The following is a 13,718-nucleotide window of genomic DNA, read 5'->3' as shown; positions in this document are numbered from 1 at the left end:
AGGGTGTGCCACGCCGGGTCGATGATTATCGCGGTCTGACTCAGCCGAGTCGGCTGCGGCTGCTGCGTGCCGTGCAGAGCGATCCGGGACTGCGCGTCGCCGAACTCGCGGAACGGTGCGGGATGCCGCTCAACACGGCGCGGGATCACCTGCGCGTGCTCGTGCAGGAGGGCCTGGTCCGCGAAGAGAGACTGCAGGTGGGCAGCAGGGGCCGTCCGCCCATCGCCTACCACCCGGTGCGCGAGGCCGACTCGAACCCCGCGGCGCGGCGCCGTGTCGACGGCGCGCGTCGGCGCGGCGCCCTGTTGCGCGCGGTGACATCCCCGACAGCCGGCGACGCCGTGCGGCCCGCGGATTCGGAAGCCGAGGCGCAGCTGGACGTGCTGTACGAGCACCTCGACGACGCCGGCCTCAGTCCCGTCCTCGATGAGCCGGCGCTGCGTTTCGAGATGGTCCCGTGCCGCTACCAGGGCATGATCGCGCAGGATCAGGCCATGGTCTGCGGCACGCACGCTCGTCTGGTGCGCGACACGCTCGCGCAGGTCGACGGTCCGCTCGAGGTCGAGCGGCTCGAGCCGTTCCTCACCGAGGACTCCTGCGCCCTGCTGCTGCGTCACGCCCGGCACGACGGCCGAATCGCATCCGACCCGGTCAGCCCACCTCCGCCGCCAGAGTCCCCATCAGCTCCGTGATCCGAGCGCGCACCGCATCGTCGGTGGTGGTGGGCGTGCCGTCGCCGGCCTGCGGTCCGTGCCAGCGCCACCAGCCACGAATCCACGTCGGGCGCGGCCGAGGTGAACGCGTCGAGGCCTCGCGGATCAGCATGATCAGCGCCACAAGCGTCCACAGGACGCGGACGTCGATCCGCCTGCGCCGAGCGCGTGGCATCGCTGTGCTCCCGTGCTCTGCCCGGGCTCAGCGACGCTCGGCGAGAAGATCCCGCACGGCTGCTTCGAGCTCGGTGACAGCGCTCGCCGCGTCGGCCGGGCTGTCACCTCGCGCATCGATGTACACCTTCAGCTTCGGCTCCGTGCCGCTCGGGCGCACGATCACGCGCGAGCCGTCGTCGAGGCGGTAGCGCAGCACGTCTCCGGCGGGCACGCCCGCATCACCCGCGGCCAGATCCTCCGCCGATGCGACCGCTCTGGTGCCGAACCCCGTCGGCGGCTGGGCGCGCAGAGACGCCATCGTGGCGCCGATCAGCGTCAGGTCGTCGACGCGTACCGACACCTGGCCGCTCGCGAAGTGGCCGATCTCCGACCCGAGCTCGTCGAGCAGACCGGCGATGCTCGTCTCGCGCACCCGCGCCTCGGCGGCGAGGCCGAGCAGCGCGACGGCGGCGGAGATGCCGTCCTTGTCGCGCACCGTGTCGGGGTTCACCAGGTAGCCGAGAGCCTCCTCGAAGCCGAAGACCATACCCGGTGCGCGGGAGATCCACTTGAAGCCGGTCAGCGTCTCGTGGAAGTCGAGTCCGTATCGCGCGGCGACCGCGCCGAGGCCGGGGGAGGAGACCAGCGAACAGGCGAGGGATGCCCCCGGCGTGCCCTGCGCGGCGCGCGCGGCGCGCCAGCCCAGAAGCAGACCGACCTCGTTGCCGGTCAGGCGGCGCCATCCGCCCTCGGCCGTGGCATCCGGGATGGCGACCGCGAGGCGATCCGCGTCGGGGTCGTTCGCGATGATGAACTCGGCATCCGCCTCGCGCGCCCGTGCGAATGCGAGATCCATGGCACCCGGCTCTTCGGGGTTGGGGAACGAGACGGTGCGGAACGTCGGATCCGGGTCGCGCTGGGCGTCGACGATGCGCGGTGCCGGGTAGCCGGCGGCCTTCACGACGCGCGAGAACGTCTCCCAGCCCACGCCGTGCATGGCCGTGTACACCCAGCGCATCTCCTGCACACCGAACGGCGCAGGTGCGACAGCCGCGGTCGCGGCGATGTAGGCGTCGACGACGTCTTCGCCGGCGATCTCGTAGGCATTCGAACGCGGCAGCAGGCTCACATCGCCCGCATCGGCGACGCGCTGGATGTGCCTGGCGATCTGCCCATCCGCCGGTGCGACGATCTGCGAACCGCCGTCCTCGCCGCCGAGGTACACCTTGTAGCCGTTGTCGTTCGGCGGGTTGTGGCTGGCGGTGACCATGATCCCGGCATCCGCATGCAGGTGACGCACGGCGAAGGCGAGCACAGGCGTCGGCAGCAGGCGCGGCAGCAGGATCGCGTGCAGGCCGGCCCCGGCGAGGATCTCGGCCGAGTCGAGCGCGAAGCGGCGGGAGTTGCGTCGGCCGTCGAAGCCGATGACCACCGTCGGGCGGGTCGTGCCGCGCTGCAGCAGGTAGCCCGCGAAGCCGGCCGCCGCCTGGGTGACGAGCACGCGGTTCATCCTGTTGCTGCCCGCTCCGAGCTCGCCGCGCAGCCCCGCCGTGCCGAAGGCGAGCCGCTGCCCGAAGCGGTCCTCGAGGTCGGCGAGAGCGGCGGGGTCGCCGCCGGCGGCGCGGGTGATGATGCCCGCGAGCTCGTCGCGGGTCTCGGCATCCGGATCCTGTCGCAGCCAGGCGCGCGCCTGGGACAGCCGCTCGCTCACAGCGCCTCGATCACTCGGGCCAGCAGCGCCGAGATCACCGGCTCGGCCTCGCGGCCGGCCTCGATGACCTCCTCGTGGCTGAGCGGGGTCTTCTGGATGCCTGCGGCGAGGTTCGTGATGAGCGAGAAGCCGAGGATCTCCATGCCCGCCTGGCGGGCCGCGATGGCCTCGAGGGCGGTCGACATGCCCACGATGTGGCCGCCGATCGCCTTAGCCATCTGCACCTCTGCGGGGGTCTCGTAGTGCGGGCCGCGGAACTGGGTGTACACGCCCTCGTCGAGGGTGGGATCGACCGTGCGGGCGATGTCGCGCAGCCTGGTCGAGTACAGATCGGTGAGGTCGACGAAGGTCGCGCCCTCGAGCGGCGAGTCGGCCGTGAGGTTGATGTGGTCGCTGATCAGCACCGGCTGACCCGGCCTCCAGGTCTCGCGGATCCCGCCGGCGCCGTTGGTGAGCACCATGATCTTCGCCCCCGTGGCTGCTGCGGTGCGCACCGAGTGCACCACCCGGCGCACGCCGTGGGCCTCGTAGTAGTGGGTGCGCGCGCCGATCACCAGCACGTTCCGGCCGCCGGGGGTGCGGATGCTGCGCAGCGTGCCGACATGGCCCTCGAGTGCGGGCTTGGAGAAGCCGGTCACCTCGGTGGCGGGGACGGTGGCAACGGTCTCGCCGATCAGCTCGGCGGCCTTGCCCCAGCCGGAGCCGAGCGTCAGAGCGATGTCGTGGTGGTCGACCCCTGTGAGACGAGCGATGTCGGCGGCCGCGTCGGCGGCGACGGCGAACGGATCGGCCGTCGGGTCGTCCAGGGGGTTCAGGGAGTTGTCACGCATGCCTCCACTCTAGGAAGGTGGCGGGGCCGCTGCCAGGATTGCGGAAGAATGGAGTTCATGTCTCAGACTTCCTTCGCGAACAGGCAGAGCGTCGCCGTCCTCGGCGGCGGCCCCGGTGGGTACGAGGCGGCACTCGCCGCCGCGCAGCTGGGGGCGGACGTGACGCTCGTCGAGCGGGTGGGCGTGGGCGGGTCGGCCGTGCTCACCGATGTGGTGCCGTCGAAGAGCCTGATCGCCACCGCCGACGCGGCGGTCGCCATCGCCGGGGCGACCGACCTCGGCGTGCAGTTCTACGCGCGCGGAGCGGATGACCGGCCGCTCAAGCCGGAGATCGCCATCAACCTGGCCGCGGTCAACAAGCGGCTGCTCGCGCTCGCCGGTCAGCAGTCCGAGGACATGCGAGCGACGCTGCTCGAGGCCGGCGTGCGCATCCTCTCGGGCCACGGCCGTCTCGAGGGCCCCAACGCGATCGTCGTCGCCACCGGCCCCGGCGGCACGGACTTCGACCGCATCGAGGCCGATACGGTCGTCGTGTCGGTCGGCGCCTCGCCGCGCGAGCTGCCCTCGGCGAAGCCCGACGGCGAGCGCATCCTCACCTGGACCCAGCTGTACGACATGAAGTCGCTCCCCGAGCACCTGATCGTCGTGGGGTCGGGTGTGACCGGCGCGGAGTTCGCGTCGGCGTACATGAACCTCGGGGCGAAGGTCACGCTCATCTCCAGCCGCGACCAGGTGCTGCCCGGTGAAGACGAGGACGCCGCGAAGGTGCTCGAGAAGGTGTTCACGCGCGGCGGGATGCAGGTGCTGTCCAAGTCCCGCGCCGACAGCGTGACGCGCACCGACGACGGCGTGCTGGTGACCCTCTCCGACGGTCGCACCGTGGAGGGCAGCCACTGTCTGATGGCAGTCGGCTCGATCCCGAACACGGCCGGCATCGGCCTCGAGGAGGCGGGCGTCGAGCTCACCGAGTCCGGTCACGTGCGCGTCAACCGCGTGGCGCGCACGTCGGTGCCCAACGTCTATGCGGTCGGCGACTGCACGAACTTCTTCCCGCTGGCATCGGTCGCGTCCATGCAGGGGCGCACGGCCGTGTTCCATGCGCTCGGCGACATCGTCATCCCGCTCGAGGTGCGCAAGATCACCGCGAACATCTTCACGGCGCCCGAGATCGCGACGGTCGGCTACTCCGAGCAGGACATCGCGAACGGCCAGGCCGACGGCATCGCGCACAAGCTGCCGCTGGCGGCCAACCCGCGCGCGAAGATGCTGGGCATCAAGGACGGATTCGTGAAGATCATCGCGCTGCGCGGCTCGGGAACGGTGGTGGGGGGCGTGATCGTCGCGCCGCGGGCATCCGAGCTGATCTACCCGATCGCGATGGCGATCGAGCGGCGTCTCACCGTCGATCAGGTCGCACGCGTGTTCGCCGCCTACCCGTCGCTGACCACCAGCATCACCGATGCGACCCGTGCGATGCACGCGGTCGGCGTCGTCTGACTCCACACTCCGCAGACGCGGAAGGCGCGCCCCGGGCTCGGGGCGCGCCTTCCGCGTCTGCGTGGCCGATGCCGGTCAGCTGATGGTGAGCAGCTGATGACCGGCCGACACCGTGGTTCCGGGAGTGGCGTCGATGCTGCCGACCACGCCGTCCTTGTGCGCCTGCAGCGGCTGCTCCATCTTCATCGCCTCGAGCACGACCACCAGGTCGCCCTTGACGACCTGCTGGCCCTCTTCGACTGCCAGCTTGACGACGGTGGCCTGCATGGGCGACTTGACGGCGTCGCCCGACGCGCCGGCGTTCGCGGTGGCGGTGTGGCTGCGGCGCGACGGCGGGACCGCCGCAGGGCGCCCTGCCGTGCCGGCGACGGGTGCGACCACGCGGTCGGGCAGGCTCACCTCGAGGCGCTTGCCGGCGACCTCGACGACGACCGTGTGCCGGCCGGGCGCCGGGGTCGGCTCATCGAGCTCGCCGTCCCACGCGGGGATGTCGTTGTCGAACTCGGTCTCGATCCAGCGCGTGTACACGCCGAACTCGCCGTCGGCGGCGACGAATGCCGGGTCTCGCACGACCTTGCGGTGGAACGGGAGCACGGTCGGCATGCCGGCCACCTCGAACTCGTCGAGCGCCCTGCGCGAGCGCTCGAGCGCCTCGGCGCGGTCGCGACCGGTGACGATGATCTTCGCCAGCAGCGAGTCGAAGGCCCCCGAGACGGTGTCACCGGCGGTGACGCCGGAGTCGAGGCGGATGCCGGGGCCGCCGAAGGTCTTGAAGACGTTGATCGGCCCGGGCTGGGGGAGGAATCCGCGGCCGGGATCCTCGCCGTTGATGCGGAACTCGATCGAGTGGCCCTGCGGCGCGGGGTCGTCGTAGTCGATGGTGCCGCCCGCGGCGATGCGGAACTGCTCGCGCACGAGGTCGATGCCGGTGACCTCCTCGGACACCGGATGCTCGACCTGAAGGCGCGTGTTGACCTCGAGGAACGACACGGTGCCGTCGGCGCCGATGAGGAACTCGCAGGTGCCGGCGCCGACGTAGCCGACCTCCTTGAGGATGGCCTTCGACGCCGAGTACAGCAGCTCGTTCTGCTCGTCGGTGAGGAACGGTGCGGGCGCCTCCTCGACCAGCTTCTGGTGCCGGCGCTGCAGCGAGCAGTCGCGCGTGGAGATGACGACGACGTTGCCCTCGGCATCCGCCAGGCACTGCGTCTCGACGTGACGGGGCCTGTCGAGGTACTTCTCGACGAAGCACTCGCCGCGCCCGAAGGCCGCGACGGCCTCGCGGGTGGCGGACTCGAACAGCTCGGCGACCTCGTCGAGCTCGCGTGCGACCTTGAGTCCGCGTCCACCGCCGCCGTACGCCGCCTTGATGGCGATCGGCAGTCCGTGCTCCTTCGCGAAGGCGATGACCTCGTCGGCGCCGTCGACCGGGCCCGGCGTGCCGGGCGCGAGCGGGGCGCCGACCTTCTCGGCGACGTGACGGGCGGTCACCTTGTCGCCGAGCGCCTCGATGGCCTCGGGGGAGGGGCCGATCCAGGTCATGCCCGCGCCGATGACGGCGCGCGCGAACTCGGCATTCTCTGCGAGGAATCCGTAACCCGGGTGCACGGCGTCGGCGCCGGCGCGGCGCGCCACAGACAAGATCTTGTCGATCTGCAGGTAGGTCGCGGCGCTGGTCTCCCCGTCGAGGCTGTAGGCCTCGTCGGCGAGACGCGCGTGCATGGCGTCGCGGTCCTGGTCGGCGTACACGGCGACGGAGGAGATTCCGGAGTCACGGGCGGCGCGGATGATGCGAACGGCGATCTCGCCGCGGTTCGCGATGAGCACCTTGGCGATATCAGGCATGGGCTTCAGCCTAGCGAGGTCGGCGCCGATCGTTTTGACGACTCTCCACAAGAAATACGGCGATCCGTTAGGACTGCGACCACAAATCGGTCCAGACGACGCCGAGTTCCGCCGCGAGCCTGCGCAACGTCGACAGCGACATCCCCACCACTGTCGAGGGATCGCCCTCGACCCGGGTGATGAACGGCCCGCCGAGACTGTCGACCGTGAACGCGCCGGCGACGTGCAGCGGCTCGCCGCTGTCGATGTACGCCTCGAGCTCGGCATCCGTCACATCCGCCGCGAACGTGACAGCGGCCTCGGCGACCGCCGTCGCCTCGACCGGCTCGAGGTCGGGTCCGACGCGGAAGACGGAGTGCCCGGAGTGCAGGATGCCGGTGGCGCCGCGCATCTGCTGCCAGCGCTCGCGCACCGCCTCCGGCGTGTACGGCTTGCCGTGCACCTGCCCGCCGATGGCGAACATCGAGTCGCCGCCGATCACGATCCCGTCGAAGCGCGGATGCTCGCTGTGGATGCGATGCGCGACATCAGCGGCCTTCGCGCGGGCGAGCAGGAGCACCAGCTCGTCCGGCGCGAGCGGGGCGCCGCGATGCGCGGTCGCGTCGTCGGCTACTGCGTCCTCGTCGACCGCGGGCGCGACGATGAGCGGCTCGATGCCCGCCTGCCGCAGCAGCATCAGACGGGCGGGGGAGGTGGATGCCAGGCACACGCGCATGCCTCCACGCTAACCCGTGGACTCTCAGCGCGGTGTGGGATCCTGAAGGGATGACCTCTTCTGCCCGCACGCTCGACCTCGACATCACCGGTATCGCGCACGGCGGCACCTTCATCGCCCGCCACGAGGGGCGTGTCGTGTTCGTGCCCGACGCGATCCCCGGGGAGCGCGTGCGCGCCGAGGTGACCGAGGCAGGCGACGGCAAGCGGTTCTGGCGCGCCGAGGCCCGAGAGGTGCTCGACGCGTCGCCGCATCGACGCGAGCATGTCTGGACCGAGGCCGACATCTCCCGCGTGCCGGCGGACCGGGTGGGCGGCGCCGACCTCGGGCACATCGACCTGGAGCATCAGCGCGTGCTGAAGCGGCGGGTGCTGCAGGAGGCCCTCGACAAGTTCGCGGGCGGCGGGATCGACGCGCCCGCCGTGGAGCCCGTCGATCAGGGCGACGGCACGGGATGGCGCACCCGGGTATCGCTGCACGTCGACGCAGACGGCCGGGTCGGTCCGTACGCGGCGCGCAGTCACCGGGTGATCGATGTCGCCACCCTGCCCCTGGCGCGACCCGCCGTCGAGGCGGCGGCCTTCGGCCTGCGCTCCCAGAAGCCGGGCCGGGTCGATCTGGTGGAGGCCGGCGACGGACGCGTGCGCGTGCTGCCGCGACCGGAGGGCGCACGTCGCGGACGCTCCGAGGTGGTGTTCGAGCAGGTGGGCGGCCGTCGCTTCCAGTTGGATGCCGGCGGGTTCTGGCAGGTGCACCCGCGCGCCGCCGAGACGCTGCACGACGCGGTCGGTCAGGCGCTGGCCGGGCTGGTCGACCCGGATGCCACGCACTTCGACCTCTACGGAGGCGTCGGGCTGTTCGCCGCGACCCTCGCCGGGCAGGGCGCGAGCGACATCGTCACGGTCGAGTCCGACCGCCGCGCGACCGAGCATGCGGCCGCGAACCTCGCCGACGTCGACGTGCACGCGGTCACCGCCCGGGTCGACCGCTTCCTGACCGGCATCCCGGACGGCACCCGGGCGGGGGCCGTCGTGCTCGACCCGCCGCGCGCGGGAGCGGGGCGTGGTGTCGTCGAGGCGATCAGCGCACTCCATCCCGAGGCCGTGGTGTACGTCGCCTGCGACCCTGTCGCGCTCGCCCGCGATCTCGGCACGTTCCGAGAGCTGGGGTGGGACACGTCGTCGCTGCGCGCCTTCGACCTGTTCCCGCATTCGCACCACTTCGAGGCGGTCGCGCTGCTCACCCGGTGACCGGCCGGCTCGGGCACGGCGCGCCCCCGGGCACTCGCTAGGCTGGCGGCATGAGCACCGTCGCCCTCATCGACGACCACGAGTCCGTTCGCCTCGGCCTGGAGGCGGCGTGCCTGCGTGAGGGCGACCAGCGCGTCGTGTTCTCCGGCGGGACGGTCAAGGAGTACCTGACATGGCGGTCGACGTCCGCCGAGCCGCCCGTCGACGTGGTCGTGCTGGACCTCACCCTCGGCGACGGCACGACCGTGACCGAGAACGTCGCGACCCTGGTCGCCGACGGGGCCAGCGTGGTCATCCACAGCGTCGCCGATCGGCCCGCCTCGGTCCGCGAGGCGCTCGCGGCAGGAGCCGCAGGAGTGGTCAGCAAGTCGTCGGCGCTCGGCGACGTGCTCGACGCCATCCGCACGGTCGCGCGCGGCGAGGCGCTGAACAACGTCGAATGGGCCAGCGCCGTCGACGGCGACCGTGAGTTCGCCGACGCGCAGCTGTCGACCCGCGAGCGCGAGGTGCTGCGGCTGTACGCCGCCGGGCTGCCGCTGAAGGCCGTCGCCGAGCGCCTCGGGGTGGCGTACTCGACGGCGAAGGAGAACATCACTCGCATCCGGGTGAAGTACGTCGAGGTCGGCCGCCCCGCTCCGACGAAGGTCGATCTGCTGCGCCGCGCCATGGAGGACGGGATCGTCGAATCGGACGGTGCACCCGAGTGACGACTGAGAAGATCGCCGACAGCGACGCGATCAGCGAAGCGTGGACGAGCCTGCCCTCTCCCGGCGAAGTCGGCGTGGGCCTGGAGCGCTTCACCGGGCGCAGGATGGAGCGCATCCTCGCGATCGTCGGTGGAATCGGGTCGACCGCTCTCGGCGCGCAGGCGCTCCTGGGCGCCCTGAGCCGCATCGATCTGCTGGACGGACCCCATCTGGCTGTCATGGTCATGGTGTTCGGTCCGCTGCTGTGGATGATCGTCGCCTGTTTCTCGGGTCGGTGGATCAGCCAGGCATCCGGCTCGTTCGCAGTTCTGTACCCGGTCGCTCTGGCGATCTGGCCGGTCGTCGTGGATCCCGAGCTGATCGAAGCCGACAGCCAGCCCTGGATCTTCTTCCTCGTCAACATCGGCGTGGTGGCGGCGCTGCTGGCCTTCTCGCCCCGCCTGCAGTTCGTGTGGGCGATCGGTCTGCCGTTCGTGTACGGATACGTCCGTCTCGTGCAGGGCGGCTTCGAGCAGAGCTACTGGATCACGACAGCGTTCGATGTGTCGTTCACGCTCATCCTGGGGTCGGTGATCGTCTCGCTGGGGTGGATGTTCCGGCAGGTCGCCGCCGGGGTGGACGATGCGCGGGCTCGAGCGGTCGAGACCTATGCGGAGGCCGCGGCCTCGTCAGCCGCCGAGGAGGAGCGGATGGCCATGTCGGCTCTCATGCACGACAGCGTGCTCGCCGCGCTGATCAGTGCGGAGCGCGCAGAGAGCCCGCGGGAACGAGCGCTCGCCGTCGCCATGGCCCGGGAAGCGCTCACTCGACTCGCCAACACCGAGGCCGCCATCGCGCAGGAGGGCAGCGACGCACCGGTCGCCCGGTCGCGGATCGTCGCCGAACTGCGCCGGGCTCTGTCGGAGCAGGGCGCGGACGCGGTGGTCGAGGAACGCGGTATCCCGGTGACGGCCCCCGGCCGAGTCGCCCGCGCCATGGTTCTCGCCGCCCGACAGGCGATCAACAATGCCGTACTGCACGCGAAAGGGCGGGGCCTGCACGTGATCGTGGAGTCACCGCACGAAGGGCGGCTGACCATCACCGTCTCCGACACCGGTCCGGGATTCGATCCTGCCGCGATCGGTGAGGATCGTCTCGGCATCCGCGCGTCGATCGTCGCGCGCATGGCGGCTGTCGCGGGCACCTCCGACATCATCACGGACAGCACGGGCACGACCGTCGAGCTGGGTTGGCAGGAGTCATGACTCGCACAGTCCGGAGTATGACGACGGCTCTCGCGCTCGGGTTCGCGATCTATTTCGCAGCCCGCGGCATCTGGTGGCTCGTTCAGCCCGAGAATCCGTGGCTGATGATCGGTGGGATTCTGCTCTTCGTCGCGGCGATGCTCGTCGCAGTGCTCTCGGGCGCTTCCCAGACGGTGCGCATGCCCCTGTGGGCGGCGCTGTTCACCGTGGGCGCTGCTGCCGCCGTGCCGACGCTGGTCAGCCTGTCGCTGGAGCCGTCGATGCGCGGTGCTCCGTTCGCCACCTGGTACATCGGTGCGACCGGCCTGCTCGGTGTGGTGTGCGTGGTGCGGCGACGCTCCGTCTACGGATGGACGGCCCTCGCGATACTGGTGCTCTCCGCCGGTCTGTACATGGGGTTCGAGAAGGCGCTGTCGCTGGGGCTGGTGGGGTCGATCACCTGGGTGGTCATCGCGCAGGTGCTCGTGCTGTTCTGGGGTAGGGCGGTTCGCGACACCGAGCGGCTCACAGATGTTCAGCGGGGAGTGTCCGCATGGCACGCATCGCAGCTGGTCCGTCAGCGCGAACGGAGAGTGCGCACTCAGCGGGCCCTCGTCATCGCCGGCCCGGTGCTGTCGCGTACCGTGGCCGCTCGGGGCGAGCTCACCGAACAGGAGAGGCTGGAAGCCCGTCTCGCCGAGGGCACCCTTCGGGACGAGCTTCGCGGTGCGATCCTGATAAACGACGCCGTCAGGACGATGATCAAGGATGCGCGACGGCGCGGCTCCATCGTCACCGTCTTCGATGAGGGCGGCCTGGACGGGATCGACGACGAACGGGTCGGCGAGATCCGAGACGAACTGGCATCCGTGCTCGCCAACGCTCGCTCCGACCGGGTCATCATCCGGGCAGGCAGGGACGACACGAACGCGGTGACCGTGGTGGGGCGCAGCGCGAACGGCGAGAGCGAAGAAGCCGTCGACCTCTGGCATGAGATCCGCCGCGTGGCGGAATGAGAGAGGCGAGGGGCGGCATGTGTGCCGGCCCCTCGCCAGGTGCGGAACAGCTACCCGAAAACTGTCCGCTGGTGGGCGGTGCTGCGCCTGTCTACCCTGGGGACAGAGCAGCCGCCTAACGCGAAGCGTCCCTATCAGTGTCTCGAGACGCAAGCGGCCTGTCTGTAGGTATTTCGGGGGACAAACTATACGGAATTCCGAGGTGCCGGTCAGACCGATCGCGTCTCAGCCGGAGAAGCGCCCCCACGGGATGTCGCGCCGCAGCGGACGGCGGATCCCGCGCTGCGTGCGCTGCCACACCGAGACGCTCGGCACATCGGCGACCGCCTCAGCGGACTCGTGGGTGTACGCCTCGGCGACGACCGCGATGAGCGCCGCCAGCTCCTCCTCGGTCGGGTCGCCGCGCACGATCTCCATGCGGGGGGTGTCGTCCGGCTCGGTCACAGCGGAATGTTCCCGTGCTTCTTGGGCGGCAGGTCGGCGCGCTTGCCGCGCAGCGCGCGCAGCGACTTCGCGATGGCGACGCGTGTGGCGGACGGCTCGATGATCCCGTCGATCTCGCCGCGCTCCGCAGCCAGGAAGGGACTGGTCACGCTGTAGGTGTACTCGTTGGCGAGGCGGGTGCGCACGGCGGCGACGTCTTCGCCTGCCTCCTCCGCCTTGCGGATCTCACCGCGGTAGAGGATGTTGACGGCGCCCTGGCCGCCCATCACCGCGATCTCCGCGGTCGGCCACGCGAGGTTCACATCGGCGCCGAGCTGCTTCGAGCCCATCACGATGTAGGCGCCGCCGTATGCCTTGCGCAGGATGACGGTCACCATCGGCACCGTCGCCTCGGCGTACGCGTAGATGAGCTTCGCGCCGCGGCGGATGACGCCGGTCCACTCCTGGTCGGTGCCGGGCAGGTAGCCCGGCACGTCTACGAGGGTGACGATCGGGATGGAGAACGAGTCGCAGAAGCGCACGAAACGGCTGGCCTTCTCGCCGGCCTCGATGTTCAGGGTGCCTGCCATCTGCGAGGGCTGATTGGCGATGATGCCCACCGAGCGACCCTCGACTCGGCCGAAGCCGATCACGATGTTCGGCGCGAACAGCGGCTGCACCTCGAGGAACTCGCCCGCGTCGACCACGTGCTGGATGACGGTGTGGATGTCGTAGGGCTGATTCGGGGAGTCGGGGATGATCCTGTTCAGCGCCTGATCGGCATCCGTCGTCTCCCACTCGAAGAGCGAGTCGTACGCAGGGATCTCGGCCATGTTGTTGTCGGGCAGGTAGCTGAGCAGGGTGCGCGCGTAGTCGAGCGCGTCGTCCTCGTCCTCGGCGAGGTAGTGCGCCACGCCGGAGCGGGTGTTGTGCGTGAGCGCACCGCCGAGCTCCTCCATGCCGACGTCCTCACCGGTGACGGTCTTGATGACGTCGGGGCCGGTGACGAACATCTGGCTGGTCTTGTCGACCATGATGACGAAGTCGGTGAGGGCAGGACCGTACACCGCTCCGCCGGCGGCCGGGCCCATGATGATCGAGATCTGCGGGATGACTCCGGACGAGCGGGTGTTGTGCCGGAAGATCTCGCCGTACTTGCTGAGCGCGAGCACGCCCTCCTGGATGCGGGCTCCGCCCGAGTCGAGGATGCCGATGATCGGCATCCCGCCCTTCAGGGCGAACTCCATGATCTTGATGATCTTGTCGCCGGCGACCTCGCCCAGCGAGCCGCCGAAGGTGGTGAAGTCCTGCGAGTACACCGCGACGGTGCGGCCGTGGATGGTGGCGACGCCGGTGACGACGGAGTCGCCGTACGGGCGGTTGCGGTCCATCCCGAATGACGTCGTGCGGTGACGCACGTACTCGTCGAACTCGACGAAGCTGCCGGTGTCGACCAACAGCTCGATGCGCTCACGGGCTGTCATCTTGCCCTTGGCGTGCTGCTTCTGCTGGGCGATCTTCTCGGGCTCGAGAACCGCGTCGGTGAAGCGCGAGCGGAGGTCCGCGATCTTGGCGGCCGTGGTCGAGAGGTCTGGCGTGTCCGTCACGGACTCCACACTAGCGCTGGCGCCG

The 13,718-nt window shown here is 70.4% G+C and carries 12 protein-coding genes; 6 read left to right on the top strand and 6 right to left on the bottom strand.

What is annotated here, in order from left to right; all coding sequences use genetic code 11:
• Positions 1 to 5: 5 nt before the first annotated feature.
• A complete protein-coding gene (locus V2S05_RS05945) occupies positions 6 to 692 on the top strand; it encodes a helix-turn-helix domain-containing protein (RefSeq protein WP_413634385.1) in 687 nt (228 codons plus the stop codon).
• Between the two features lie 223 nt (positions 693 to 915).
• Here the strand turns inward: V2S05_RS05945 and V2S05_RS05940 are convergent, their stop codons facing one another.
• Both V2S05_RS05940 and V2S05_RS05935 read right to left on the bottom strand, forming a co-directional pair.
• A complete protein-coding gene (locus tag V2S05_RS05940; RefSeq protein WP_413634384.1) occupies positions 916 to 2,580 on the bottom strand; it encodes a phospho-sugar mutase in 1,665 nt (554 codons plus the stop codon).
• Positions 2,577 to 3,410, bottom strand: coding sequence for a purine-nucleoside phosphorylase (locus V2S05_RS05935; RefSeq protein WP_271637199.1), 834 nt, complete (start codon positions 3,408 to 3,410; stop codon positions 2,577 to 2,579). The genes V2S05_RS05940 and V2S05_RS05935 overlap by 4 nt, the downstream gene beginning before the upstream one ends.
• Positions 3,411 to 3,458: 48 nt before the next feature.
• On the opposite strand from V2S05_RS05935, the gene V2S05_RS05930 reads away from it, so the two are divergent.
• On the top strand, positions 3,459 to 4,907 hold the full coding sequence (locus tag V2S05_RS05930) for an NAD(P)H-quinone dehydrogenase (protein WP_271637200.1): 1,449 nt from the start codon (positions 3,459 to 3,461) through the stop codon (positions 4,905 to 4,907).
• A 75-nt stretch (positions 4,908 to 4,982) separates the two neighbouring features.
• Here V2S05_RS05930 and V2S05_RS05925 read toward each other — a convergent pair whose 3' ends face one another.
• Together V2S05_RS05925 and V2S05_RS05920 are read right to left on the bottom strand one after the other, a co-directional pair.
• Positions 4,983 to 6,752: a biotin carboxylase N-terminal domain-containing protein gene (locus V2S05_RS05925; protein WP_413634383.1), complete on the bottom strand. Its 1,770-nt coding sequence runs from the start codon at positions 6,750 to 6,752 to the stop codon at positions 4,983 to 4,985.
• Between the two features lie 67 nt (positions 6,753 to 6,819).
• Positions 6,820 to 7,467, bottom strand: a complete 648-nt coding sequence (locus V2S05_RS05920; protein ID WP_413634382.1) for a Maf family protein — start codon at positions 7,465 to 7,467, stop codon at positions 6,820 to 6,822.
• A gap of 50 nt (positions 7,468 to 7,517) precedes the next feature.
• Here V2S05_RS05920 and V2S05_RS05915 point away from each other — a divergent pair, with 50 nt between their 5' ends.
• The 4 genes from V2S05_RS05915 to V2S05_RS05900 are packed head-to-tail and all read left to right on the top strand — an operon-like array spanning position 7,518 to position 11,663.
• A complete protein-coding gene (locus tag V2S05_RS05915) occupies positions 7,518 to 8,717 on the top strand; it encodes a class I SAM-dependent RNA methyltransferase (RefSeq protein ID WP_413634381.1) in 1,200 nt (399 codons plus the stop codon).
• A gap of 50 nt (positions 8,718 to 8,767) precedes the next feature.
• Complete coding sequence (locus V2S05_RS05910) at positions 8,768 to 9,424, top strand: response regulator (RefSeq protein WP_413634380.1); 657 nt, start codon at positions 8,768 to 8,770, stop codon at positions 9,422 to 9,424.
• Entirely contained in the window at positions 9,421 to 10,668 is a 1,248-nt protein-coding gene (locus V2S05_RS05905) for a sensor histidine kinase (protein WP_413634379.1), read from the top strand. The genes V2S05_RS05910 and V2S05_RS05905 overlap by 4 nt, the downstream gene beginning before the upstream one ends.
• A 17-nt stretch (positions 10,669 to 10,685) precedes the next feature.
• On the top strand, positions 10,686 to 11,663 hold the full coding sequence (locus V2S05_RS05900; protein ID WP_413634378.1) for a hypothetical protein: 978 nt from the start codon (positions 10,686 to 10,688) through the stop codon (positions 11,661 to 11,663).
• Between the two features lie 225 nt (positions 11,664 to 11,888).
• On the opposite strand, the gene V2S05_RS05895 is transcribed toward V2S05_RS05900, so the two are convergent.
• Both V2S05_RS05895 and V2S05_RS05890 read right to left on the bottom strand, forming a co-directional pair.
• Entirely contained in the window at positions 11,889 to 12,107 is a 219-nt protein-coding gene (locus tag V2S05_RS05895) for an acyl-CoA carboxylase subunit epsilon (RefSeq protein WP_271637207.1), read from the bottom strand.
• Complete coding sequence (locus V2S05_RS05890) at positions 12,104 to 13,702, bottom strand: acyl-CoA carboxylase subunit beta (RefSeq protein WP_413634377.1); 1,599 nt, start codon at positions 13,700 to 13,702, stop codon at positions 12,104 to 12,106. The genes V2S05_RS05895 and V2S05_RS05890 overlap by 4 nt, the downstream gene beginning before the upstream one ends.
• Positions 13,703 to 13,718: the final 16 nt, after the last annotated feature.

Source organism: Microbacterium sp. OR16, assembly GCF_047306725.1.
Taxonomy (GTDB): Bacteria; Actinomycetota; Actinomycetes; order Actinomycetales; family Microbacteriaceae; genus Microbacterium.
The sequence above is the reverse complement of the archived record's forward strand: the minus strand, read 5'-3'. Positions and strand labels throughout refer to the sequence as shown.